This window comes from Micromonospora sp. MA102 (genome assembly GCF_025460765.1).
Classification (GTDB): Bacteria; Actinomycetota; Actinomycetes; order Mycobacteriales; family Micromonosporaceae; genus Micromonospora; species Micromonospora halotolerans.
Genome location: NZ_JAMWEG010000005.1, coordinates 43040 through 67600, shown reverse-complemented (window position 1 = coordinate 67600; position 24561 = coordinate 43040). Strand labels below are relative to the sequence as shown.

Here is a 24561-nt window from a genome sequence, read left to right as displayed (position 1 = left end):
TCCGTCGTACGCGTTAAGGTTTCCCTCGGCGACGGCCAAAATTCACCACCCGGTCACCGAACCCCAAACCCCCCGCAGAAGTGAGGAACGGCAATGACGCAGGACCGCACCCCCGCACCGGACGCCGCGCCGGCGAGCCCGGCTCCCTGGCGCCCCTCGCGGACGGTGGCCGTGATCCTCGCCGGGGGAACCGGGACGCGTCTGGGGCTGGGCATCCCGAAGCAGCTGCTGAAGATCGCCGGCAAGCCGATCATCGAGCACACCCTGGCCGTGTTCGAGTCGGCGCCGGAGATCGACGAGATCATCGTGCTGATGGCGGCCGGCCACGTGCCCGACGCGGAGCGGATCGTCGCCAACGCGGGCTTCCGCAAGGTCAGCAAGGTGATCGAGGGCGGTGACACCCGCAACGACACCACCCGGATCGCGCTGGACGCCGTCGGCGAGGGCGACGTCAACATCCTCTTCCACGACGCGGTGCGCCCGCTGGTCAGCGCCCGGATCGTGCGCGAGTGCGCGAACGCGCTCTGGAGCTACTCGGCCGTGGACGTGGCCATCCCGTCCGCCGACACGATCATCCAGGTCGACCAGGACGAGTGCATCACCGACATCCCGGTCCGCGCCACCCTGCGGCGCGGCCAGACCCCGCAGGCGTTCCGCTCCGGCACCATCCGTGAGGCGTACCGGCGGGCCGAGGGCGACCCGGACTTCGCCGCCACCGACGACTGCGGCGTGGTCCTGCGCTACCTGCCCGGCACGCCGATCAAGGTGATCGACGGCTCGGACGAGAACATCAAGGTCACCCACCCGGTCGACGTGCACCTGGCGGACAAGCTCTTCCAGCTCGCCGCCGCCCAGGTGCCCAAGGTCAGCGACCACCGCGGCTACACCGAGGAGCTGACCGGCCGGACCATCGTGGTCTTCGGCGGCAGCTACGGCATCGGCCACGACCTCACCGAGCTGGCCCGCCGCTACGGTGCCCAGGTCTTCCCGTTCAGCCGCTCCACCACCGGCACCCACGTCGAGCGGGCCGAGGACGTCTCGGCCGCGCTGAAGACCGCCTTCGAGGCGACCGGCCGGATCGACCACGTGGTGGTCACCGCCGGGATCCTGGAGAAGGGCGCCCTGGCGGAGATGGACGAGGAGACGATGGACCGTCTCCTGCACGTCAACTTCGTCGGCCCGGTCACCATCGCCCGGCAGTCGCTGCCCTACCTGCAGCAGACCAAGGGCCAGCTGCTCCTCTACACCTCCAGCTCCTACACCCGGGGCCGGGCGCGCTACGCGCTCTACTCGGCCACCAAGGCCGCGCTGGTCAACCTGACCCAGGCGCTCGCCGACGAGTGGGCCGAGTTCGGCGTACGGGTCAACTGCGTCAACCCGGAGCGCACCGCCACCCCGATGCGCACGAAGGCGTTCGGCGAGGAGCCGGAGCACACGCTGCTCTCCGCCGAGGCTGTCGCCCAGGCCTCCCTGGACGTGCTGATCTCCGAGCTGACCGGCCAGGTGATCGACGTCCGCCGGGCGCCCGGCGAGCCGGTGGCCGCGGTGCCCACCCAGCCGGCGCCGCGTTCCTCGGACGACGACTCCCCGGCGGCGCGCGACGCCGAGCTGGACCTGTCGGCGCTGCCCACCGGCATCGACGCCTGAGCCGCGGGACGGGACGAACCAGATGCGCGGTGACCTGGTCCGGAAGCTGCTCGCCCGGGTGCTCACCACCGGGCTGGCGGTGCTGGCCTTCCTCGTCGTGGCGCTCACCGGGGCCACCGGCTGGGGCCTGACGGTCGCGGTCGCCGCGCTCGCCGCCGCCGCCTGGGAGCGCCGGGTCCGGCCGACCGCCGACGGCCTCGCCGAGTCGGTGCTGGTCGCCGCCGGCATCCTGGTCGGCTATGCCCGCCGGCTGGACGCCGGCTTCGACCCGGCGCTGGCGGCCACCGCGCTGGTCCTGCTCGGCCTGGTGCTGCTGGTCGGGCCGCTGCGCGACGCCGGCGCGCTGGAGATCCGGGCGGCCAACCTGCCGGTCCGGTCCTGGACGCCGCTGGTCGCCGCCCGGCTCGGCGACGCGTTGCTGGTGCTGCTCGCCCTGGTGGCACTCGCCGCCGGCCTGGCACTGCCCGCCTGGGTGGCCCTGGTGGCCGCTCTGCTGGTGGGGGCGGGCAGCGGTGCGGTCGGCCTCGACCTGGCCCGGCGCCGGTTCCGGCCGCCGGCCGGCGGCGGCCCGGTGGGCCGGGCGCTGCGCCGGCACCAGCCCGAGTTCCTGCTCTACTTCTCCGCCCCGCCCGGCTCCGAGTACCAGGTCACCATGTGGCTGCCCTACCTGGAGCGGATCGGCCGGCCGTTCCTGGTGCTGCTGCGCGAGCCCGAGTTCCTCCCGACCGTGGCCGCGGCCACCAGCGCGCCCGTGGTCTTCTGCCCCACGCTGAAGACCATGGACGAGGCGCTGGTGCCGAGCCTGCGCGCGGCCTTCTACGTCAACCACGGCGCGAAGAACAGCCACTGCATCCGCTTCTCCCAGCTCACCCACGTGCAGCTGCACCACGGCGACAGCGACAAGGCGCCCAGCGCCAACCCGGTCTCGGCGATCTTCGACAAGATCTTCGTGGCCGGGCCGGCGGCCATCGAGCGGTACGCCCGGGCCGGCGTGGACATCCCCGCCGAGAAGTTCGTCGTGGTCGGCCGGCCCCAGGTGGAGGCGATCGAGGTACGCCGGGAGCCGGTCACCGGGCTCCCCCACCCGACCGTGCTCTACACCCCCACCTGGACCGGGCACCACGCCGACGCCGACTACTGCTCGCTGCCGGTGGCCGAGACGCTGATCCGCCGGCTGCTCGACCGGGGGGCCACGGTGATCCTGCGGGCGCACCCGTACACCACCCAGAACCCGGCCTCGGCGCGCCAGCTGGCCCGCCTCACCGAGCTGCTCGCCGCCGACCGGTCCCGGACCGGTCGGGCGCACCTGTGGGGGGCGGCGGCCAGCCGCGAGCTGACCCTGACCGAGTGCGTCAACCGGGCCGACGCCCTGGTCTCGGACGTCTCCGGGGTGATCTCCGACTGGCTCTACTCGGGCAAGCCGTACGCGGTCACCGACATGGGCGTCGACGGGGAGGACTTCGTCGCGCGGTTCCCGCTGGCCGGCTCCGGCTACGTGCTGCGCCGGGACATGTCCAACGTGGACGAGGTGCTGACCGGGCTGCTGGACACCGACCCGAAGGCGGCGGCGCGCTGGGCCACCCGGGCCCGCTACCTGGGCGACTTCCCGGCCGAGTCGTACGCCGAGGTCTTCCTCGACGCCGCCCGCCGGCAGCTCGCGCCGGCCCCGACCGCGCCCGCCCCGCGCGACGGCTCGCCGGTCCCCTCCCCCGCCGCCTGACCCGGCGGTCAGAGGTACGCGTCGAGCAGGGCGAGCACCGCCGCCGGATCCTCGACGTGCGCGTTGTGGCCCAGGCCGGGCAGGGTGGCGACCGGGACGCCCAGTTCCTTGAGCTGGGCGTCGGTCACCATCGGGTCCTGCTCCCCACGGGCCAGCAGCACGGGGACGTCGACGGCGGCGAGCAGCGCCGGCAGCCGGGGCTCCCCCACCGCGAAGGCGGCCGGGTCCATGGCCAGCCGCCAACGGCCGTCCTCGCGGCGCAGCCCCGCCTCCACCACGGGGTGGTCGGGGGCGAACAGCCCGGCCAGCCCGGAGACCCGCAGGTAGCGGCGGGCCGCCTCGTCCCGGGTGGCGAACCAGGTCACTGGCCGGGCGGCCAGCTCGCGGGTCTTCTCCAGGTCGGCCGGGGACCAGACGGCCTTGATGCCGAGCCCGACCACCGCGTCGACCGGCAGGCGCCGCGACCGCGCGGCCAGCGCCAGGGCCACCACCCCGCCGAGCGAGTGGCCGAGCAGCACGAGCCGGTCCCGGGGACCGAGCCGTTCGGCCACCGGGCCGAACCCCTCGACCACCCGCCGGGCCAGGGCCTCGAAGGAGTATTCCGGTAGCGGGGGCGACCAGCCGTGCCCGGCCAGGTCGGGGGCGAGCCAGCGCCCCGCCCAGTGGCGCTCCAGCAGCGGCGCCCAGGGCAGCCACACCTCACCGGTGGCGCCCATGCCGTGCAGCAGCAGCAGCTGGCGGGTACCCGTCTCGTCGCCCATAGGGCGCAGTGTGCCACCGGACGGACACGACGCGCGAGAGCAGCAGGAAGACGACGTCGGGCACCGGCTCGGTGGAGCCGGTGCCCGACGGGAGAGCTGCGATCAGGCGGAGTAGCCCCGCGTGGCCGCCCAGTTCGCCAGATCGATGGTGCTCATCCAGTACGCGGGCAGCGCCGCGTTCGCCGAGTCGGCGATCCGGACCGTGCGGCCGTCGTTCTTGTAGCCGACCACGGCGATGTAGTGGCCGCCCGGGAACGAATGCCAGCCGCCGTCGGTGTCGGTGGCGTCACCGGCGATGTTGACCACCACACCCCGGCCGTCGGTGATCGCCTTGACCACGTCCGCCTGGAGCTGGTCCATCTCCGCCGGGCTCGCCGAGCCGCCGAACATGTGGGTCCGGTACGGGTTGCCCTTGACCATCTGGTTCAGGCCCCGGGTGGTGTCCTCGGCGGAGTTGGTGCCGTTCTCGCCGGCGTTCAGCGGGGCGATCATCGCGTCCTGGGTGGTCTCGACGCCGCTCGCGCTGAGCGCGTTGCGCACCGCGGCCGGGCCGCAGTTCCAGTAGGCGGTCTGCGCCTCGTAGGTGTAGTCGAGCACCTTGGTCGACGGCGGCTTCGGCTTCGCCTTCGGGGTGGTGTCCGGGTCGGTGGTGGCCTTGGCCGCGGCCTTCGCGACCGACGGCGACGCGCTCGGCGAGGCGGACGGCGACGGGACGGCGACCCGGGCCTCGCCCCGGCTGGCGACCTCACCGAGCCGCGAGCCCAGCTCGGCGACCGCGGCGGTGTTCTCCCGGTGGACCGGGGCCTCGCCGGTGGCGGTGAGGGCGGCGCCGGCGCCGCCGGCCAGCACGAGCGCGGCGGCCGAGCCGGCGAGAATCTGGTACGGGCGCTCGGTCACGAGACGCCGCAGCTGACGCTTCAGGTGATGCTTCACGGGTTCCTCCACGGAGCGTGCGCGGCACACACCGGCCCCACGCACGGAGGAGCTCTCACGCGCGCTGGCGGGGCGGCGGGTCGCCGCGGAAGGGGAGCGCCCGGGGGCCGGGCGGTCGGGGGGTGGCCGGGTCAGGTCGCCGTCAGGCGAGCGCCGGCACCACGATGCCGTGGAGGTGGGGAGACGAGCGGGGGGTGGTGAGCACGAGGAATGGCACTCCTTCCGTGGCCGCCGACCGGGTTAGCTGACGGATTCGGGCGGGAAGTAGGCCCTACCGCAGGCCGTGGCTTGCGGATTCACCCCGGTGTTGCTGTGGGTCCCCGGTTCGTGTGAGCACGATTAGGCGGGTCGGCACGGCGTCGCCACTTGCGATCGGAAACCGCACCGGACGCGCCGACACTACCGGTGGGCACCCCTCCTGCCAAGCACTCCCACCTGCGTAAACCTCGTGCACGACTACTGATACCGGAACAGTCGTCACTCACTTCACTCAATGGGACGAGCAGTTGCGGTGGCGCCGCGCGGCGGAAAGCGGACATCCGGTGGCGGCCGTCCCGAAATTGCGGCCATCGATCGGCCGCCCTGTCCCCGATGACCGTTTCCGGGTGCCCGTGACCGGGCTCACCACATTTCGGATAACAATTCGGTCGACCCCGCTCCGCACGGGCGGGACGGGCGTGCCCGCCGGAGCCGGTGGTGCCGCGAGCGGGTCCGGGTCAGCCGGCCCGGGCGGGGCGCCAGCGGGCGCCGGGCACCGCGGCCGACGCCGGAACCGGAAGCCGCGTCGTCGCCGCGTCGTCACGGCCCTCCACCGCCGCGGCCGGGTCCTCGGCGCGGCCGGGGCTGAGCGCGGTGGCCGCCGCGTAGGACTCGGCGGACAGGGTTCGTGCCGCCTCGGCGGCCAGCTCGGCGTCCCGCCAGGCCCGCCGCTCCCGCTCCGCGGTCGCCGCCCAGGCCGCCCGGCGGCTCTCGCGTACCGCGCGGGCCAGGACGATCTCCTGCTCGGCCGGGTGCCGGCGCGGGTCCCACCCGTTGCGGTGAGCCAGCACGTCGGCGAGCTGCCGGGCGCTCAGGTCGCCCCGCCAGTGCGCGGTCATCGCCGCGTGGTGCAGCCAGCGCTCCCGGGCCGCGTACTCGGCCGGGGTGCGCGGGGTGTGCGGCGCGGGCAGGGCGGCGGCCGGGGCCAGGCGGCGGGCGGCGGCCTCGGCCTCGTCATACGCCCGCCAGGCCCGGTCGGCCTCGTCCTGGGCGGTGACCCACTGCTCCCGGCGCCGCCGGGCGGTCTGCGCGGCACCGGCGGCGGCCACCGCCACCTCGTCGGCGTAGCGGCGCAGGTCGGCCCGGCGGGCGGCCGCCTCCACGGCCGGGTCCGGGGCCGGATCGGAGGCGCCGTCCCGCTCCGGGCGGGCGACCAGCACGGCGAGCAGGCCGAGGGCGAGCAGGAGCAGGGCCGACCAGATGGCGGCGGCCTCGGGCACCTCGGTCAGGAAATGGTAGAGAACGGTCTGCGGCATGGTCGGCACCTCACGGGAGAGAACGTGGCGGAGAGGTGTCCGCACGACCCGTGGAGGCGGCGGGCGCGGCGGCAACGGGTGCCGCCGGGCCGCCCTGCGGGCGGGTGCGGGGGTGAGGTTCGGTGCGTGCGGCGGGCGCAGGCCGTCGGCCCGCGGATGGGGTCAGCGGGCGGGCGGGGCCCGGGAGCCGACGGTTGCCGGGGCCAGCCCGGTCAGGGCGAGCGACCGGCCCGCCGCGCGGGTCACGGCCGCGGGCGCCGCCGGCCAGGGCTGACCCGCCGGCAGGGCCGGCGCGTCGACGGCTTCGCCCCGGACGTCCTGCCCGGTGCCGGCGGTGGCGGGGTCGGCTGCGGCCCGGAGCTGCCCGGCGGCGTCGGCACGCAGGGGCAGACCCTCGGCGGAGGCCACCACGGTGGCCGCCACCGGCGCGGTCGCGGGCCCGCCGAGCGGCAGCGTGGCCGCGCCGAACGAGCAGGCGACGAGCACGGCCAGAGTGGCCAGCGTCCGGGCGGTCCAGCGCGCCACCCACCACACGGGACAGGTGAGCGCGATCGGCAGCACGGGTACAAACTACCGCCGATGACGCCACATCGCACCGTCGCGCGGGCGTGTCGCGGCGCCGGCACGCGGCACCGGCCAGGGTGGACGGCGCGGGCGCCGGGGACGGCGGCGGGCGCAGCCGGGGCGGACCCGCGGTGGTGTGCTCGGCCGCGCATCAACCCCCGCCGGAGCGGTCGACCGGTCCGGCCGGGACGGCGGCGCCGAGGCGGGTGCACCGGCTCAGCCCGGGTCGCGCCGCCCGGCGTACTCGACGCTTCTGGCCGGGGTCTCGGGGGCCGCGCGGGGGGCGGGAACGCGCGGCGCCGGCGCGGCGGCGGCCGGCGCCCGGCGGGCCCGGCGCGACGGCCCGAGGCGGCGCGTCAAAGGCATCTCCACCCAGCGGTGCAGGGCCGCGGCGAGCAGGAGGTTGAGCAGCAGGAAGCCGAGCACCACGAGCGGGTCCCACCAGCCGCCCAGGCCGGTGCCCCAGTCGCCGGTGAGCCGCAGCACGGTCCTCATGACCAGCACGTGGACCAGGTAGAAGGCGAAGGAGACCTCGCCGAGCCAGACCATCGCGCGGGACCGCCACGGCGTGGGCCGGCCCCGCACGTCGGCGTCCGCCGCCGCCGTGATGACCAGCAGGTAGGCCGCCGCGAGCAGGGCCGCCCAGAACTCGGCGCGGATCCACAGCGCGGCCACCACCCAGGTGGCCACGAAGAGCAGGCTGGCCACGGTCAGGTTCGGGCCGCGCCAGCGGCCCCGGCGCAGCAGCTCGGCGGCCGCCACACCCAGCCAGAACTCGAAGGAGCGGGTGACCGGGAAGATCTGGGTGAACCACCAGCGGCTCTCCTCCGGCACCAGGAGCTGCGCGGGCCAGAGTGCCAGGATGAGCAGCGGCACGGCGACCACGACCGCCCACAGCGCGCCGGTCCGGGCCCGGCGCAGCCACGGCAGCACCAGCGGCAGGCAGAGGTAGAAAGCCAGCTCGCAGGAGAGCGACCAGCTCACGTTGTTGACGCTGTAGAAGTAGCCGTCCAGGGGGATCCAGGCCTGCAACAGGAAGAGGTTGCCGACCGCGGCCCACGGGGCGACCGGGTCGGCGAACCAGAACGCGACGGCCAGCGCCACCACGAAGGTCACCAGGTGGTTCGGGTAGATCTTTGCGAGCCGCCGGCGCAGGAAGGTGCGGCGGGGCTCGCCGTCGCGGTACGACCAGACCAGCACGAATCCACTGAGGATGAAGAAGAACTCCACCCCGGAGAGGCCGAGGCCGAACGCCGTGCCCACGAAGGCCTTCAGGTCGGGCTGGGCGACGATCCCCATGGTGCCGACGTGGAAGGCGAAGACCAGCAGGGCGGCGATCCAGCGCAGGCCGGTCAGCGACGGCAGGCGGGTGGCGCGAGGGGCGGCCGGAGCACTGGTCACGCCGGGGACCCGGCCATCCGCAGGGTCACCGGCACAGCTCCTCCTCGGGGGTGTCGGCGGGCGGCCGGAGGGCCTCCCGCGACGGCGCCCGCGGGCCGGGCCACCGCCGGGCACCCTACCCGGTGTCCGGATCCGCGCCCCCCGGCGCGACGGGGGCCGCCGTTCCCGGCCAACCCCGCCATTCCTCGTACGCCTGTTCGAGAGCAGGGTAGGATCGGGCGCGTGTCCGACGTCGCGTACCAGCCCTCGATGCTCGACTTCGCCGCGCAGGGTCCCACCCTGGGCCCGCTCGCCGGCCGGGTGCGCCGGCACGAGCTGAGCCGGGGCGCCTGGGTCGACCACCTGCCCGGCTGGGTGGCGGGCTCCGACGCGGTGCTCGACACGCTGCTGCACGAGGTGCCGTGGCGGGCCGAGCGCCGCACCATGTACGACGCCGAGGTCGACGTCCCCCGTTTGCTCTGCTGGTACGCCGCCGGCCGGCAACTCCCGCATCCGGTGCTCACCACGGCGCGCGACACGCTCACCCGGCACTACGCGGCCGAGCTGGGCGAGCCCTTCGTGACGGCCGGCATGTGCCTCTACCGGGACGGCCGGGACAGCGTGGCCTGGCACGGCGACACCCTGGGCCGCTCCGCGCACACCGACACCCTGGTGGCCATCGTCTCGTTCGGCTCGCCCCGGCCGCTGCTGCTGCGCCCCCGCGGCGGCGGGGGGACCAGCCTGCGCTTCCCGCTCGGCCACGGCGACCTCGTGGTGATGGGCGGGTCCTGCCAGCGCACCTGGGAGCACGCCGTCCCGAAGACGGCCCGGCCGGTCGGCCCCCGGGTCAGCGTCCAGTTCCGCCCCGCCGGCGTGGCCTGACGCCGAGCCGGCCCCGGGCCCGGCCCGGGGCCGTGCTAGAAACAACTCTCAGGGTCGATCACGCCCCCGTCACCTGACGACGCGAAGGGCTGCCATGACCCAGTCCCCCACCTCCCGCTGGTCCCCCTGGACCCTGCACGGCGACGGCCGCTCCGTGACCCCCGGCGACGTGGTCCACCCCGGCGAGCGGCTGTCCTGGCCGCGCACCGTCGGGGTCGGCGTGCAGCACGTGGTCGCCATGTTCGGCGCCACCTTCACGGTGCCGCTGATCACCGGCTTCCCGCCGGCCACCACGCTCTTCTTCTCCGGGCTCGGCACGCTGCTGTTCCTGCTGATCACCGGCAACCGGCTGCCCTCGTACCTCGGGTCGTCGTTCGCCTTCATCGCCCCGGTGCTGGCCGCGAAGACCGACGGCGGCATCGGCGCGGCGCTCGGCGGCATCGTGGTCGCCGGCGTCGCGCTGGCGCTGGTCGGCGTGGTGGTGCAACTGGCCGGGGCGCGCTGGATCGACGCCCTGATGCCGCCGGTGGTGACCGGCGCCATCGTGGCCCTCATCGGGCTCAACCTGGCCCCCGTGGCCTGGGACGGCGGCGGCAGCGGCACCGGCGTCAAGGCGCAGCCGCTGATCGCGGTGATCACCCTGGTCGCCATCCTGGTCACCACGGTGCTCTTCCGCGGCTTCCTGGCCCGGCTGTCGATCCTGGTCGGCGTCGTGGTCGGCTGGGTGCTGGCGGCGCTGCTCGGCCAGCTCGATTCGACGGCGGTCACCACGCTGAAGGAGGCCGCCTGGGTGGGCCTGCCGCAGTTCCACGCCCCGAGCTTCGGCCTGCGCGCCGTGGTGCTGGTCATCCCGGTGATCCTGGTGCTGATCGCGGAGAACGCGGGGCACGTGAAGGCGGTCGCCGCGATGACCGGGCGGAACCTGGACCGGGACATGGGCCGGGCGTTCCTCGGCGACGGCATCGCCACCGTGCTGGCCGGCTCCGGCGGCGGCTCCGGCACCACCACGTACGCGGAGAACATCGGCGTGATGGCGGCGACCCGGGTCTACTCGACGGCGGCGTACTGGGTGGCGGGGTTCGCGGCGGTGCTGCTCGGGCTCTGCCCGAAGTTCGGCGCGCTGATCCTCACCGTGCCGGCCGGGGTGCTGGGCGGCGCCACCACGGCCCTGTACGGCCTCATCGCCGTGCTGGGCGCCCGCATCTGGATCGAGAACCGGGTGGACTTCCACGACCCGGTCAACCTCATGACGGCGGCGGTCGCCGTGATCGTCGGCGCCGCCAACTACACGCTGACCGCCGGCGACCTCTCGTTCAACGGCATCGCCCTGGGCACCGCCGCCGCCCTGGTGATCTACCACGGCATGCGCCTGATCGCCCACCTCCGCGGCACCACCCCGACGACCCGCCAAGGCCCCGAACCCGAACTCTGACCACCCTCCCCGCCCCGCCCCGGCCGCCGGCCCCCGCGCCGTTGATCATGAAGTTGTTGTCACGACACGCCGGGCCCGAGGGCAACAACTTCATGATCAACGCCGGGAGGGGTGGGGTGGGGTGCGCGGGTGGTGTGCGCAGGGGCCCCGCGGCCATGCCGCGGGGCCCCTTCGCGCGACGGTCAGTCGCGGTCGATCTGGTGGCCGACCACCGTGGGGCCGAGCATCACCGCGAAGCCGGAGCCGTCGCGGCGGGGGTCGGCCGGGGGCAGCTCGACCGGGTCGCCGGTGGCGGTGGCCCCTACCGGGCGCGGGCCGATCCAGGCCACGGCCAGGTCCAGCTCACCCTTGAGGAACCGCTGGGCGCGCACACCGCCGGTCGCCCGGCCCTTCGCCGGGTACGCCTTGAACGGCGTCACCTTGACCGTGGCGCCGGTCGAGGTGACCACCATGGGCTCGCCGTGGCCCGGGTCGTCGGTGCGGATCGCGCCGAAGAAGACCACCCGCGCCCCGGCCGGCAGGCTGATGCCGGCCATGCCGCCGCCCTTGATGCCCTGCGGCCGGACCACCGACGCCGCGAAGCGCAGCAGCGACGCCTCCGAGGAGACGAACGCCAGGGTCTCCGCCCCGTTGGTGAGCCAGGTCGCCCCGACCACCTCGTCGCCGTCGCGCAGCGAGATCACCTCGAACTCGTCCGAGCGGACCGGCCACTCGGGCGCGCAGACCTTCACCACGCCGTGCCGGGTGCCGAGCGCCAGGCCGGGCGAGCCCTCGGCGGGCGGGCCGAGCGGGGCCAGCCCGACGACCGTCTCGCCCTGCTCCAGCGGCACCAGCTCGGCGGCGGACATGCCGCCGCGCAACGACACCGTGCCGGACTGCTCGGGCAGCACCGGCAGCGGCAAGACGTCGATCTTGAAGGCCCGCCCGGCGCTGGTCACCAGGAGCACCCGGCCGCGGGCGGTCGAGTGCACCACCGCGCGTACGGCGTCGTGCTTGACCCGGCCGCTGCGCCGGCGCGCCTCGGCGGCCTCCTCCGACTCGGCCGCGGTGCGGGCGACCAGCCCGGTGGCGGAGAGGATGACCTGGCAGGGGTCGTCGGCGACCTCCAGCGGGCCGGCCGGCACGGAGGCCGCCAGGACCTCCTTGAGGTCGCCGTCGACCAGCGTGGTGCGGCGGTCGGCGCCGAACTGCTTGACCACGGCGCCGAGCTCGTCGGAGACCAGCTTCCGCAGCACCTTCGGGTCGTCCAGGATCTTCGACAGCTCGGCGATCTCGCCGCGCAGCTTCTCCTGCTCGGCCTCCAGCTCCAGCCGGTCGTACTTCGTGAGCCGGCGCAGCGGGGTGTCCAGGATGTAGGTGGCCTGGATCTCGGAGAGCTTGAACTTCTGCATGAGGCCGTCCTTGGCGGCCTGGGCGTCGTCGCTGGCCCGGATCAGCTTGACCACCTTGTCGATGTCGAGCAGGGCGATCAGCAGGCCGTCGACCAGGTGCAGCCGCTCCTCGCGCTTGCGCTTGCGGTACGCGCTGCGCCGGGTGACCACCTCGTAGCGGTGGGCGAGGAAGACCTCCAGCAGCTGCTTGAGACCCAGGGTCTGCGGCTGGCCGTCGACCAGGACCAGGTTGTTCACGCCGAAGGACTGCTCCAGCGGGGTGAGCCGCCAGAGGTCGGCCAGCAGCGCCTGCGGGTTGACCCCGACCTTGCACTCGATGACCAGCCGGGTGCCGTTCTCCCGGTCGGTGAGGTCCTTGACGTCGGCGATGCCGGTCAGCCGCTTGGTCTTGTTGACCTCGTTGGTGATGGCGGCGATGACCTTCTCGGCGCCCACCCCGTAGGGCAGTTCGGTGACCGTGATGGCCTGCCGGCCCCGGCTGCCCTCCAGCGGGCCGGTCTGCACCCGGGCCCGCATCCGCACCACGCCGCGCCCGGTCTCGTAGGCCCGGCGCACCTCGTCGAGGCCGAGCAGCAGCCCGCCGGTGGGCAGGTCGGGGCCGGGGACGAACTCCATGAGCTTGTCGAGCGTGGCGTCCGGGTGGTTGATCAGCCAGCGGGCGGCGTGGACGACCTCGGCCAGGTTGTGCGGGATCATGTTGGTGGCCATGCCGACCGCGATCCCGGACGCGCCGTTGACCAGCAGGTTCGGGAAGGCCGCCGGCAGCACGGTGGGCTGGGTCAGCGAGCCGTCGTAGTTGGGCTCGACGTCGACGGTGTCCTCGCCCAGCTCACCGACGAGCAGCATGGCCTCGCGGGACATGCGCGCCTCGGTGTAGCGGGCGGCGGCCGGGCCGTCGTCGGGCGAGCCGAAGTTGCCGTGCCCGTCGATCAGCGGCACGTTCAGCGAGAAGTCCTGGGCGAGCCGGACCATCGCGTCGTAGATCGCCGCGTCGCCGTGCGGGTGGTACTTGCCCATGACGTCGCCGACGATCCGGGCCGACTTCACGTGCCCGCGGTCGGGGCGGTGGCCCTGCTCGTACATGGACCAGAGGATGCGCCGGTGCACCGGCTTGAGCCCGTCCCGGGCGTCGGGCAGGGCCCGCGAGTGGATGACCGAGAAGGCGTATTCCAGGTAGGAGTCCGACACCTCGGTGACCAGCGGGTTGTCGAAGACCCGGGCGCCGGCCTGGTCGAAGGCGGAGAGATCCGCCTTGGCGCGGTCGTCCTTGCGGCGTGCCATGGTTCAGCTTTCCCTTCGAAGAACCCGGTGGTCAGGCGTCGATGGCGTCGCGGTCGACCCGGTCGGCCGAGTCGATGAGCCAGTTGCGGCGGGGCTCGACCTTCTCCCCCATGAGCAGTTCGAGGATCCGCTCGGCGGCCTCGACGTCGTCGAGGGTGATGCGGCGGACCGCCCGGGTGGCCGGGTTCATGGTGGTCTCCCACAGCTCGTCGGCGTCCATCTCACCGAGACCCTTGAACCGCGGGATGGGCGTGACGATCTGCTTGCCGGCCTTCTCCAGCTTGCGGACCGTCGCCTCCATCTCGGCCTGGGTGTAGGTGTAGACGGTCTGCGGGTTGCGCCCCCTCGTGGTGATCTTGTGCAGGGGCGGCATGGCCGCATAGAGCCGGCCCGCCTCGATCAGCGGCCGCATGTAACGGGCGAAGAGCGTGATGAGCAGGGTCCGGATGTGCGCGCCGTCCACGTCCGCGTCGGCCATGATGAGCACCCGGCCGTAGCGCAGCGCCGAGAGGTCGAAGGTGCGCCCCGAGCCGGCTCCCAGCACCTGCACGATCGCCGCGCACTCGGCGTTGTCGAGCACCTGCTGGAGGTTCGCCTTCTGCACGTTGAGGATCTTGCCGCGGATCGGCAGCAGCGCCTGGTATTCCGAGGAGCGGGCCATCCGGCTGGTGCCCAGGGCGCTGTCACCCTCCACGATGAACAGTTCGCTGCGGTCCACCCCGGTGGCCCGGCAGTCGACAAGCTTGGCCGGCATCGACGCGCCCTCCAGGGCGGTCTTGCGCCGAGCGGCGTCCTTCTGCTGCTTCTGGGTGAGCCGGACCCGGGCCGCGTCGACGATCTTCTGGAGCACCGTGCGGGCCTCGGCCTTGGTCCGCCGGTCCTCCAGCCAGGCCTTGAGGTGCGCCTCGACCAGGCCCTGGAGCACCTTGGTGATGCCCGCGGTGGACAGCTCGTCCTTGGTCTGCGAGGTGAACTGCGGCTCGGGGATCCGCACGTGCACCACCGCGGTCATGCCCTCCAGGACGTCGTCCAGGGTGGGCGCATCCTCCTTGGGCTTGAGCAGGCCACGGGTGTTGCGGGCGGCCTCGGCCAGGGTGCGCGCCAGGGCCCGCTCGAAGCCCTTGCGGTGGGTGCCGCCGTGGGCGTTGCGGATCGTGTTGGTGAAGCACTCGACGGTGCGCTCGTAGCCGGTGCCCCAGCGGAACGCCACCTCGATCTCGGCCCGGCGCTGCACGTTGGACTGCATGACGCCGTTGGCGTCGGCGGCGTTCTCCCGGTAGGTCCCCTCGCCGGTGACCAGCAGGGTGCCGGAGACCGGGCGGTCGCCGGCCGGGGCGAGGTAATCCACCATGTCGGTGAGGCCGTTGGGGAAGTGGAAGCTCTCCTCGACGGCCTTCTCGCCGGTCTCGTCGCGCAGCCGGTAGGCCACGCCGGGGACGAGGAAGGCGGTGTTGCGCAGCTTGAGCCGGACCGCCTCGGTGTCCAGTGCCGCGCCGGTCTCGAAGTAGCGCGGGTCGTGCCACCAGCGGATGGAGGTGCCGGTGCGCTGGCCGCGCTTCATGGCGCCGACGACCTGCAACCCGGGGCCGGGCGTGAACGGCGCGTCGGGGCCGTCGCCGTCGAAGATCCCGGGTACGCCGTGCCGGAACGACATCGAGTGGATCTTGCCGCTGCGGCGGACCGTGACGTCGAACCGCCGGGAGAGCGCGTTCACGGCCGAGGCGCCCACGCCGTGCAGGCCGCCGGAGGTCTTGTAGCCGGAGCCGCCGAACTTGCCGCCCGCGTGCAGCCGGGTCAGCACCAGCTCGACGCCCGAGATCCCGGACTTGGCGTGCACGTCGGTCGGGATGCCGCGGCCGTCGTCGTCGACCCGCACCGAGCCGTCGGCGTGCAGGATGACGTCGACCTTCTTGGCGTGACCCGCGACACCCTCGTCGGTCGAGTTGTCGAGGATCTCGTTGACGAGGTGACCCACGCCACGGCTGTCGGTCGAGCCGATGTACATGCCGGGGCGCTTCCGGACGGCGTCGAGGCCCTCCAGGTGCGTCAGGTCGTCGGCCCCGTACAGGGTCTCAGGCTGTGCGGTCAACTGGTCGTACTCCCAGGTCTCGGCGGTGTGGTGCCGTTCACCGTGCGATCCCCCACGTCGATCGCCAGGCGCGGCGCGCCGGAGCGAGCCTAGCCCGGCACTCCGACAGACCCGTGGCACCCGGTGCGGTGCGGCGCGGTCGGCCGGCGCCGCGGAGGCGAGGAGGCGTCCCTGCGAAGCAACGACGTGCCCCGCCGGTGTCTTCCCACCGGGCGCCGCGGGAGCGGACACCGGGACAACCATCCATTGACGTGCGTCACACCTGCGTGATCTGATCGCCTCCTCAGAGGATCTTTCACATTTCGATGTGTGAGGGGGTCGGCCCATGTCCCTGTTCCGTCGTGCCGCGCTCGCGGCGGCGCTGGCCGTGGCCGCGGTGGCGCTGCCGGCCGCCGTGGCGCCCGCCGGGCCCGCCGCGGCCGCCCTGCCCACCGCCGCCGTGGCGCTGGGCGACAGCTTCATCAGCGGCGAGGGCGCCGGGGCGTACGCGCCCGTGGTCGACGTCAACGGGGTGGCCCAGGGCTTCCCCGGCTGGTCGGCGCCGAACAGCAACGCCTACTTCTGCCACCGCTCGCCCAACGCCTCGCTGTTCCAGGCCGACCTGCCGGGCATCGCCGCCCGGTTCAACCTGGCCTGCTCGGGCGGGCAGCCCTACGACATCGCCGCCGCCTCCGCGAGCCGCGCCAAGGGCCGGCAGGTCGGCGCCCAGCTCGACCAGCTCCGGGCGGTGGCGCGCACCCACGACATCGACCTGGTGCTGGTGGGTCTCGGCTCGAACAACAGCTCGTTCACCTTCGGCAGCGTGGCGGAGAAGTGCGCCAACCGGTTCATCGCCGACGCCTGGACCGGCTGGTGGGAGTTCTGGGCGTACCTCGGCGGGCCGGTCGAGCAGGAGCCCTGCACGGACGCCGACCTGGCCACCGCCGCCCAGTTCGCCGCCGCGACCGCGGAGACCACCGCGGCGGTCCGGCAGCTCCTCACCACGCTCGACCAGATCGACGCCGACGGCCAGCACCGGGTGGTGTTCCAGGACTACACGAACCCGCTCCCCGCCGAGCTGGCCTCGGGCTACTGGAGCGAGGACGACCGGGACGACACCCGGGACAAGTTCCGCGCCCTCGGCGCCGAGCGGTACGCGGCCGGCTGCCCGATCCACCGCGGCAGTCTCGCCCCGGGCCAGCGCTTCTCGCAGGGTCTCGGCACCCTGGTCAGCTCGGTCCGGAGCACCCTGGCCGCCGAGTTCCCGCAGGACGACCTGGTCTACCTCAACGTGCAGCGCGCCTTCGACGGCGCCCGGCTCTGCGAGTCGGCGGGCAGCCCCGGCAACGCCCTGGCCACCCCGATCCGGCTCATGGACGGCCCGACCGGCGTCTTCGTGACCAGCCTCTCCGGCTACGACAAGCTCGACATCCAGCGGATCGCGAACGCCTGCGGCACCTACTTCCAGACCTGCCAGGAGTCCTGGCACCCGAGCGCCGCCGGCCACCGGGTGCTCGGCCGCTGCCTGGCCGGCGCCGCCACGACGGGGTCCCGGGCGGTCTCCTGCGTCCGCGCCCCGGACGGCACGATCACGGTGGGCTGACCCGCCACGACCGCGAGGCGTCCCGAGCGGGGGCGCCCCGCGGTGGGTCAGTCAGGGGCGGACGGCCGCGCCGAGCACGTGCGGCGACGCCGGCCCCGGCATCCCGGACGGCGGGAACCGGAACCGGTCCAGCTCGACCACGGTGAAGCCGGCGGCCCGGATCGCCGCCACGGTGTCCCGGGCGGTGTGGCAGCCGGCGCAGCACAGTGGCCAGAGCGTGGCGTCGGCGAAGCGCTGGGCGCGGCGCAGCCCGGGAGTCTCTGCCACGACGTGCTCGTAGAAGCGGAGCTGGCCGTCCGGGCGGAGCACCCGGCGCGCCTCGCGCAGCGCCACCGCCTGGTCCGGCACCGAGCAGAGCACCAGCGACAGCACCACCGCGTCGGCGCTCGCGTCGGCGACCGGCAGCGCCTCGGCCAGGCCGGCGGCCACCGTCACCGGAACGCGGGCGTCGGGCGCGGCGGCCCGGACGAGGGCGCGCAGCCGCCGCTCGGGCTCCACGGCGAGCACTCCGGTCACCGTCGGCGGATAGTGCGGGAGGTTCCGCCCGTTGCCGGCGCCCACCTCGACGACCCGGCCGCTCAGCCCGGCGACCAGGCGGCGCCGGTGCGCGGCGGCACCGGCCCGGTCCATGGCGACGCTGGCGCGGGCGAAGACCCGGGCGAAGATCGGATGCGAGACGGCCATCAGGTGCGAACCGCCGGAACGCCGAGGGTGAGCAGCAGCGGGCCGGCCGCGCCGTCGACCAGGTCGCCGAGGCGTACCCCGTCGAGCACGGCGAGGAAGGCGGCCTGGGCGCGGCGCAGTTCGCCGCGCAGCCGGCAGCCGGCGACCAGCGGGCACGCCGGCTGCTCGCAGTTGACCACCTCGTCGTCGCCCTCGAAGGCCCGCACCACGTGGCCCACGGTCAGCTCCCCGGCGGGCTCGGCGAAGGCCACCCCGCCGGAGCGGCCCCGGATCGTCACCAGCACGCCGAGCCGCTGCAGGCGCTGCACCACCTTGGCCACGTGGCTGCGCGGCAGCGCCAGCTGGGTGGCGAGTTCGTCCACGGTGGTCCGGGCCGGGGACGCGGCGGTCAGCATGGCGATCCGCAGGGCCATGTCGGTCGACCGGTTGAGCTTCACGCCTCGACCCTAGCCAGAGCGCGCCCGCCGCGACACGGGCCGGCCAGCCCGTTCGCGGCCGTGACGCTGGCCACGCGGGTCCCGGGACCTTCGGCCCTGAAGAGGTATCTGCCATTCCTGTTCAGTGGTGATCGACCCGTTCGACACCCGAAGGAGTAGTCGTGCTCTCGGAATCCTCCGCAGCCGTGGTGACGGCGACGCTGCCCGCCGTGCAGGCACACGGCGAGGCGATCACCGGCCGGTTCTACCAGCGGATGTTCGCCGCCCACCCGGAGCTGCTCAACATCTTCAACCGGAGCAACCAGGCCACCGGCACGCAGAAGGCGGCGCTCGCCGACGCCGTGGTCGCGTACGCCGGGCACCTGACCGGGGGCAGCGCGGTGCCCTGGGGGCCGGTCCTGGACCGGATCGCGCACAAGCACGTCTCCCTCGGGATCACCGCCACCCAGTACACGATCGTCGGCCGGCACCTGATGGCCGCGGTGGCCGAGGTGCTCGGCGAGGCGGTCACCCCGGAGGTCGCGGCCGCCTGGGACGAGGTGTACTGGCTGCTGGCCTGCGAGCTGATCGCCCGGGAGGCGCGCCTCTACACCGAGGCCGGGGTGCCGGAGAACGGCTCGGTGTGGCGCGAGTGGCGGGTCACGGCGAAGACCGCGGAGACCCCGGACGTGGTGTCGTTCACGCTGGTCCCGGCCGACGGCGGGCCGGTGCCCGGCTTCACCGCCGGCCGGTACACCTCCGTGGCGGTCGACCTGGACGGCGGCCGCGGCCAGCAGATCCGGCAGTACAGCCTCTCCGGCCGGCCCGGCGCCGACCACTGGCGGATCACCGTGAAGCGGGTACGCGGTACCGCCGGCACGCCCGACGGCATCGTCTCCGGCTTCCTGCACGATCGGGTCGCGGTCGGCGACACGCTCCGGCTCAGCCCGCCGTTCGGCGAGGTCAGCGCGCTCGGCGACGGGCAGCCGCTGCTGCTGGTCAGCGCCGGCATCGGGCTGACCCCGGCCATGTCGGCGCTCGCGCACCTGGCGGCCACCGAGCCCGACCGGCCGGTGACGCTCGTGCACGCCGACCGGACCGGCGCCGCGCACGCGCTGCGTCACGAGCTGCCGGCGCTCCAGGAGCGGCTGCCGAACCTCGCCGTCCACCTCTGGTACGAGGACACCGCCGGCGGCGAACTGGCCGGCGTGAAGGCGGAGATCACCGAGGGTCTCGTCGACCCGGCGCTGGTTCCGCTCGCCCCCGGCGCGTACGTGCACCTGTGCGGGCCGGTGCCGTTCATGGCCCTGGTCCGGGGCGGCCTGCTGCGCCGGGGCGTGCCGGCCGAGCGGATCGCGTACGAGGTGTTCGGGCCGGGCATGCTGCGCTGAGGCTGCCCGACCGCGGGCCGGTCGACCGGCCCGCGGTCGGAGTGCCGTCATCCGCGGGCGACCGTGAGCAGCACCACCGCGTCCTCGTCGGCGTGCAGCGCGTGACGGGCGTCCGGGATGACCAACAGGTCACCCGCCGAACCCGGCCAGGAGCGGCCCTCGACGACCAGGCGGACCCGTCCGCGCAGCACCTGGAGGGTCGCGTCGCCGGGGCTGGCGTGCTCCTCCAGCGCGTGGCCGGCCATCAGCGCGACCAGCGTCTGGCGCAGCCGGGCCGGGCCGCCGAGCAGCGTCCGGGCGCTGCGCCCGCTGCCGGTGGTCCGGGCCAGAGCGAGCTGCTCGTCGGCGAGCAGGGACAGTGCGAACGGGGACACGGGACACCTCCGGATCGGGTGGCGCGGCGCCGGGGAGCCCGGAGCAGACCGCGCCGCTTTGCCCAGCTTCGCCACGTGCCGCCGCCCCGACCAGGGGCTTTGGTCCCGAAATCGGCAGGTCCACAACGGAGATTCGACTTCTCGGAGAAGTCGATGATCTACAGGTTAGGCCCTGATCGCCGGGGTAGGGACCACGCATGCGCGTCCTTGGAATCAACGCCATCTTCCATGACCCGGCGGCCGCCCTGGTGGTCGACGGCCGGGTGGTGGCCGCCGCCGAGGAGGAGCGGTTCAGCCGGCGCAAGCACGGCAAGCGCCCGGTCCCCTTCTCCGCCTGGGAGCTGCCCGAACTGTCCGCCGCGTGGTGCCTGGCCAGCGCCGGGATCGACGTGGACGGCCTCGACGCGGTGGCGTACTCGTTCGACCCCGGCCTCTGCCGGGACGCCGCCGAGCTCGGCCTCAGCGACCCGTGGGACTGGCTGCGGGTCGACTACGCCCGGCGGGCTCCAGAGTTCCTCGCCGCCGCCCTGCCCGGCCTCGACCCGGACAGGGTGCGGTTCGTGCCGCACCACGTCGCGCACGCCGCCTCCGCCGGCCTGGCCGCACCGCCGGCCGGCGACGACACCGCGGTGCTGGTGCTCGACGGTCGCGGCGAGGTGGCCAGCCACCTGGCCGGCGTCTACCGCGACGGCCGGCTGGCACCACTGCACTCCCAGCAGCTCCCCCACTCGCTCGGCCTGCTCTACGAGGACCTCACCCGGCACCTGGGCTTCCTGCACTCCAGCGACGAGTACAAGGTCATGGCGCTGGCCTCCTACGGCCGGCCGAAGCACCTGGGCGTGCTCCGCGACCTGGTCCGGGCCACCGACGACGGCGGCTTCCAGGTCGAGCGGATCGACTGGGCCGGCCTGGCCAAGACGGTCGCCGCCGGCGGCGAGCTGACCGAGGAGCACGCCGACCTGGCCGCCAGCGTCCAGGCGCGGCTGGAGGAGGTCATCCTGGACCTGTCCCGCTGGCTGTACGACGCCTCCGGCGGGGCCCGCACCCTGGCCATGGCCGGCGGTGTGGCGCTGAACTGCGTGGCAAACGCCCGGCTCGCGGCCGAGGGGCCGTACCGGGACGTCTGGGTGCAGCCGGCGGCCGGCGACGCGGGCACCGCGCTCGGCGCGGCGCTGCACGTGGCCGGCGAGCTGGGCGACCGCTCCACGCCGATGGCGGGGGCGGACCTGGGCCGGGGCTGGTCGGACGACGAACTGGAGGCCGAGCTGCGGCGGGCCGCGCTGCCGTACACCCGGCCGGCGTCGATCGCCGCCGAGGCCGCGCGGGTGCTGGCCGACAACGGCATCGTGGCCTGGTACCAGGGGCGCAGCGAGTACGGCCCGCGGGCGCTCGGCCACCGGTCGCTGCTGGCGCACCCCGGCGACCCGGACACCACCCGCCGGATGAACGACGTCAAGGGCCGGGAGCAGTTCCGGCCGATCGCCCCGATGGTCCGCGCGGAACGCTTCGCGGACCTGTTCGACGGGGTCTACCCCAGCCCGTACATGCTGTTCGTGCACCGGGTGAAGCCGGAGTGGCGGGACCGGATCCCGGCGGTCACCCACGTCGACGGGACCGCCCGGGTGCAGACCGTGCACCCGGAGACCGAGCCGCTGGTGGCCGAGCTGCTGGCCGAGTTCGAGCGGCGCACCGGGCTGCCGGTGGTGGTGAACACCTCGCTCAACACCGCCGGGCGGCCCATGGTGGACACCCCGCGCGAGGCCATGGAGCTGTTCGGCTCCGCCCCGGTGGACCTGCTCGCCCTCGGCCCGTTCGCGGTGCACCGCCGCGCCCTGGGCGGTGGTGCCCGGTGATCAGTGTGGTCGTGCCCACGCTGGGGCGGCCGAGCCTGGCCACTCTGCTGGACGCCCTCGCCGGCCAGCTCGACGAGCTGCCCGGGGTCGAGGTGCTGCTGGTCGACGACCGGCGCGACGACACGGGGGAACTGGCGGTGCCGGGGGCGCTGGCCGCGTACACGAAGGTGCTGACCGGGCGCGGCGCGGGCCCGGCGGCCGCCCGCAACCTGGGCTGGCGGGCCGCCCGCGGCGAGTGGGTGGTCTTCCTCGACGACGACGTGGTGCCGGCGCCGGACTGGGCCCGGCGGCTGCGCGCCGACCTCGCGGTGGCCGGCCGGGTCGGCGGCGTGCAGGGCGTGGTGGAGGTGCCGCTGCCCGCACACCGGCGCCCCACCGACTGGGAACGCGGCACCGCCGGCCTGGCCGAGGGGCGGTGGATCACGGCGGACATGGCCTACCGCCGGGGGGCCCTGGCCGCCGTCGGCGGGTTCGACGAACGCTTCCCGCGCGCCTACCGGGAGGACGCGGAGCTGGCCCACCGGGTCCGCCGCGCCGGCTGGGACCTGGCCCGCGGGCGGCGCCGGGTGACCCACCCGGTCCGCCCGGAGAGCCGCTGGGTCAGCCTGCGCACCCAGCGGGGCAACGCCGACGACGCGCTGCTGCGCCGGCTGTACGGCCCGGGCTGGCGGGCCGAGCTCAACCTGCCGCCGGGGCGGCGGCCCCGGCACGTGGCGGTCGCCGCGGCCGGCGCCGTGGCGCTGGCCGCCGCGGCGCTGCGGGCCGCTCCCCTGCGCGGCGTCCGCGCCCGGCGGGCGGTCGGCGTGGCCGGCGGACTCGCCGCGCTGGCCTGGGCGGCCGGCACCGCCGAGTTCACCCGGGCCCGCGTCGCCCCCGGCCCGCGTACCCCCGACGAGGTCGCCACGATGCTGGTGACCAGCGCGCTCATCCCGCCGCTCGCCGTCGTCCATTTTGTCCGGGGCTGGTGGCGCGCCCGCGCCGTCCCCGCCGGGGCGCTGGTCGCCGCGCGCGACCCCGGGGCGGGACGGTGATGTTTAGTTCCTTGTCCCAGGGCAACTGTCCGGCCATGAATCCGTCCGGTCCCGCCCTCTACGACGCGGTGCTGCTCGACCGCGACGGCACGCTGGTCGAGGACGTGCCCTACAACGGCGACCCGGAGAAGGTACGGCCGCTGCCCGGCGCCCGGGCGGCGCTGGACCGGCTGCGGGCGGCCGGGCTCCGGCTGGCCGCGGTGACCAACCAGTCCGGGCTGGCCCGGGGTCACTTCACCGAGCGGGAGATGCACGCCGTGCACGCCCGGATCGAGGAGCTGCTCGGCCCCTTCGACCACTGGGCGATCTGCCCGCACGACGACACCGACGGCTGCGCCTGCCGCAAGCCGGCCCCCGGGCTGGTGCACGAGGCGGCCCGGGCGCTGGGCACCACGCCCCGGCGGTGCGTGGTGGTCGGCGACATCGGCCGCGACATGGCCGCCGCGCTGGCCGCCGGTGCCACCGGGATCCTCGTGCCCACCCCGGTCACCCGCCCCGAGGAGGTCACCGAGGCGCCGGCCGTCGCCCGGGACCTGCCCGGCGCGGTGGCCGAGATCCTGCGCCGGGACCGGGCGGTACGACCGGGTGCGCCGCGCGCCGGGCGGGCCGGCACGGTGCTGGTGGTGCGCAGCGACTCGGCCGGCGACGTGCTGGTCACCGGCCCCGGGATCCGCGCGGTGGCGGCCGGGGCGGAACGGGTGGTGCTGCTCTGCGGGCCACGCGGCCGGGCGGCCGCGGAGCTGCTGCCCGGCGTCGACGAGCTGATCGAGTGGCGGCTGCCCTGGATCGACGGCTCCCCCGGGCCGGTCGAACCCGACGACATGCGCCGGCTCACCGGCCGGCTGGCCGCGGTGGGGGCCGACGAGGCGGTCGTCTTCACCTCGTTCCACCAGTCACCGCTCCCCCTCGCCCTGCTGCTGCGGATGGCCGGCGTCCCCCGGATCAGCGCCATCAGCGACGACTACCCCGGGTCTCTGCTCGACGTCCGGCACCGGGTGCCGGTCGGAGTGCCCGAACCGGAACGGCGCCCTGTCGCTGGCCGCCGCGGCCGGCTTCGCGCTGCCCGCCGATGACGAACCGGGGCTGCGACTCCGCGCCGACCTGCCCACGCCGGCCGTCGACCTGCCCGCCGGCGACTACCTGGTGGTGCACCCCGGCTCGTCGGCGCCCGCCCGGGCCTGCCCGCCCGACCGCTGCGCCCAGATCGTCGCCGCCCTCGCGGCCGACGGGCACCGGGTGCTGGTCACCGGCGGTCCCGGCGAACGGGAGTTGACGGCCCACGTCGCCGCGGCCGGCGGCACCGACCTGGGCGGCGCCACCGACCTGGCCGGGCTCGCCCGGATCCTCGCCGGGGCCCGCTGCCTCGTCGTCGGCAACACCGGACCGGCCCACCTGGCCGCCGCCGTCGGCACCCCGGTGGTCAGCCTCTTCGCCCCGACCGTCCCGTTCGGGCAGTGGGCGCCCTACCGGGTGCCCACCGTCCGGCTCGGCGACGCGGGAGCGGCCTGCCGGGACACCCGGGCGGCCGTCTGCCCGGTCGCCGGACACCCCTGCCTGAACGGCCTCGACCCGGCCCGGGTGGTCGCCGCCGTCCGCCGGCTCGTCCCCGGTTGAACCCACCGCCCGCCCCCGCACC

At 74.9% G+C, this 24561-nt stretch carries 18 protein-coding genes, 1 pseudogene and 1 riboswitch; of the genes and pseudogenes, 9 read left to right on the top strand and 10 right to left on the bottom strand.

The features are described 5' to 3' along the window. Window positions 1-93 precede the first annotated feature (93 nt). Window positions 94-1647: a bifunctional cytidylyltransferase/SDR family oxidoreductase gene (locus NFX44_RS12240; protein ID WP_262283636.1), complete on the top strand. Its 1554-nt coding sequence runs from the start codon at window positions 94-96 to the stop codon at window positions 1645-1647. A 22-nt stretch (window positions 1648-1669) separates the two neighbouring features. Continuing rightward, complete coding sequence (locus NFX44_RS12235) at window positions 1670-3367, top strand: CDP-glycerol glycerophosphotransferase family protein (RefSeq protein ID WP_262283635.1); 1698 nt, start codon at window positions 1670-1672, stop codon at window positions 3365-3367. An 8-nt stretch (window positions 3368-3375) separates the two neighbouring features. Here the strand turns inward: NFX44_RS12235 and NFX44_RS12230 are convergent, their stop codons facing one another. The 5 genes from NFX44_RS12230 to NFX44_RS12210 all read right to left on the bottom strand — a co-directional run bounded on the left by NFX44_RS12230 (window position 3376) and on the right by NFX44_RS12210 (window position 8540). Then, complete coding sequence (locus NFX44_RS12230) at window positions 3376-4128, bottom strand: alpha/beta fold hydrolase (protein ID WP_262283634.1); 753 nt, start codon at window positions 4126-4128, stop codon at window positions 3376-3378. Window positions 4129-4230: 102 nt separating this feature from the next. Further along, window positions 4231-5073: a C39 family peptidase gene (locus NFX44_RS12225; protein WP_262283633.1), complete on the bottom strand. Its 843-nt coding sequence runs from the start codon at window positions 5071-5073 to the stop codon at window positions 4231-4233. Between the two features lie 202 nt (window positions 5074-5275). After that, window positions 5276-5417: riboswitch (cyclic di-AMP (ydaO/yuaA leader) on the bottom strand. Window positions 5418-5777: 360 nt separating this feature from the next. Next, the gene (locus tag NFX44_RS12220) at window positions 5778-6575 is read right to left on the bottom strand and encodes a hypothetical protein (protein WP_262283632.1); all 798 of its coding nucleotides are present in this window, start codon (window positions 6573-6575) and stop codon (window positions 5778-5780) included. 162 nt (window positions 6576-6737) lie between these two features. Next, a complete protein-coding gene (locus NFX44_RS12215) occupies window positions 6738-7136 on the bottom strand; it encodes a hypothetical protein (protein WP_262283631.1) in 399 nt (132 codons plus the stop codon). Between the two features lie 219 nt (window positions 7137-7355). After that, a complete protein-coding gene (locus tag NFX44_RS12210; RefSeq protein ID WP_262283630.1) occupies window positions 7356-8540 on the bottom strand; it encodes an acyltransferase in 1185 nt (394 codons plus the stop codon). A gap of 222 nt (window positions 8541-8762) precedes the next feature. Here NFX44_RS12210 and NFX44_RS12205 point away from each other — a divergent pair, with 222 nt between their 5' ends. Both NFX44_RS12205 and NFX44_RS12200 read left to right on the top strand, forming a co-directional pair. Further along, complete coding sequence (locus tag NFX44_RS12205) at window positions 8763-9401, top strand: alpha-ketoglutarate-dependent dioxygenase AlkB (RefSeq protein WP_262283629.1); 639 nt, start codon at window positions 8763-8765, stop codon at window positions 9399-9401. 94 nt (window positions 9402-9495) lie between these two features. Next, entirely contained in the window at window positions 9496-10833 is a 1338-nt protein-coding gene (locus NFX44_RS12200) for a uracil-xanthine permease family protein (protein ID WP_262283628.1), read from the top strand. A gap of 182 nt (window positions 10834-11015) precedes the next feature. Here NFX44_RS12200 and NFX44_RS12195 read toward each other — a convergent pair whose 3' ends face one another. After that, window positions 11016-13505 carry a DNA topoisomerase (ATP-hydrolyzing) subunit A gene (locus tag NFX44_RS12195; protein ID WP_262283627.1) on the bottom strand — a complete coding sequence of 830 codons (2490 nt, stop codon included), beginning with the start codon at window positions 13503-13505 and terminating at the stop codon, window positions 11016-11018. Window positions 13506-13536: 31 nt separating this feature from the next. After that, on the bottom strand, window positions 13537-15594 hold the full coding sequence (locus tag NFX44_RS12190) for a type IIA DNA topoisomerase subunit B (RefSeq protein ID WP_262283626.1): 2058 nt from the start codon (window positions 15592-15594) through the stop codon (window positions 13537-13539). 325 nt (window positions 15595-15919) lie between these two features. On the opposite strand from NFX44_RS12190, the gene NFX44_RS12185 reads away from it, so the two are divergent. After that, complete coding sequence (locus tag NFX44_RS12185; protein ID WP_262283625.1) at window positions 15920-17176, top strand: hypothetical protein; 1257 nt, start codon at window positions 15920-15922, stop codon at window positions 17174-17176. A 51-nt stretch (window positions 17177-17227) separates the two neighbouring features. On the opposite strand, the gene NFX44_RS12180 is transcribed toward NFX44_RS12185, so the two are convergent. Together NFX44_RS12180 and NFX44_RS12175 are read right to left on the bottom strand one after the other, a co-directional pair. After that, entirely contained in the window at window positions 17228-17860 is a 633-nt protein-coding gene (locus NFX44_RS12180; RefSeq protein ID WP_262283624.1) for a class I SAM-dependent methyltransferase, read from the bottom strand. After that, window positions 17860-18297, bottom strand: a complete 438-nt coding sequence (locus tag NFX44_RS12175; protein ID WP_262283623.1) for an Rrf2 family transcriptional regulator — start codon at window positions 18295-18297, stop codon at window positions 17860-17862. The genes NFX44_RS12180 and NFX44_RS12175 overlap by 1 nt, the downstream gene beginning before the upstream one ends. A 161-nt stretch (window positions 18298-18458) precedes the next feature. Between NFX44_RS12175 and NFX44_RS12170 the strand changes: the two genes are divergently transcribed. Then, window positions 18459-19667, top strand: coding sequence for a globin domain-containing protein (locus NFX44_RS12170; RefSeq protein WP_262283622.1), 1209 nt, complete (start codon window positions 18459-18461; stop codon window positions 19665-19667). A gap of 47 nt (window positions 19668-19714) precedes the next feature. Here NFX44_RS12170 and NFX44_RS12165 read toward each other — a convergent pair whose 3' ends face one another. Further along, on the bottom strand, window positions 19715-20041 hold the full coding sequence (locus NFX44_RS12165) for a cupin domain-containing protein (RefSeq protein WP_262283621.1): 327 nt from the start codon (window positions 20039-20041) through the stop codon (window positions 19715-19717). A 197-nt stretch (window positions 20042-20238) separates the two neighbouring features. On the opposite strand from NFX44_RS12165, the gene NFX44_RS12160 reads away from it, so the two are divergent. The 3 genes and pseudogenes from NFX44_RS12160 to NFX44_RS12150 all read left to right on the top strand — a co-directional run bounded on the left by NFX44_RS12160 (window position 20239) and on the right by NFX44_RS12150 (window position 24539). Beyond that, complete coding sequence (locus tag NFX44_RS12160) at window positions 20239-21894, top strand: carbamoyltransferase C-terminal domain-containing protein (protein WP_262283620.1); 1656 nt, start codon at window positions 20239-20241, stop codon at window positions 21892-21894. Next, on the top strand, window positions 21891-22925 hold the full coding sequence (locus NFX44_RS12155; protein WP_262283619.1) for a glycosyltransferase family 2 protein: 1035 nt from the start codon (window positions 21891-21893) through the stop codon (window positions 22923-22925). The genes NFX44_RS12160 and NFX44_RS12155 overlap by 4 nt, the downstream gene beginning before the upstream one ends. Then, window positions 22925-24539: pseudogene (locus NFX44_RS12150) on the top strand (HAD-IIIA family hydrolase). Before NFX44_RS12155 ends, NFX44_RS12150 begins: the two are co-directional and overlap by 1 nt. Window positions 24540-24561 lie beyond the last annotated feature (22 nt).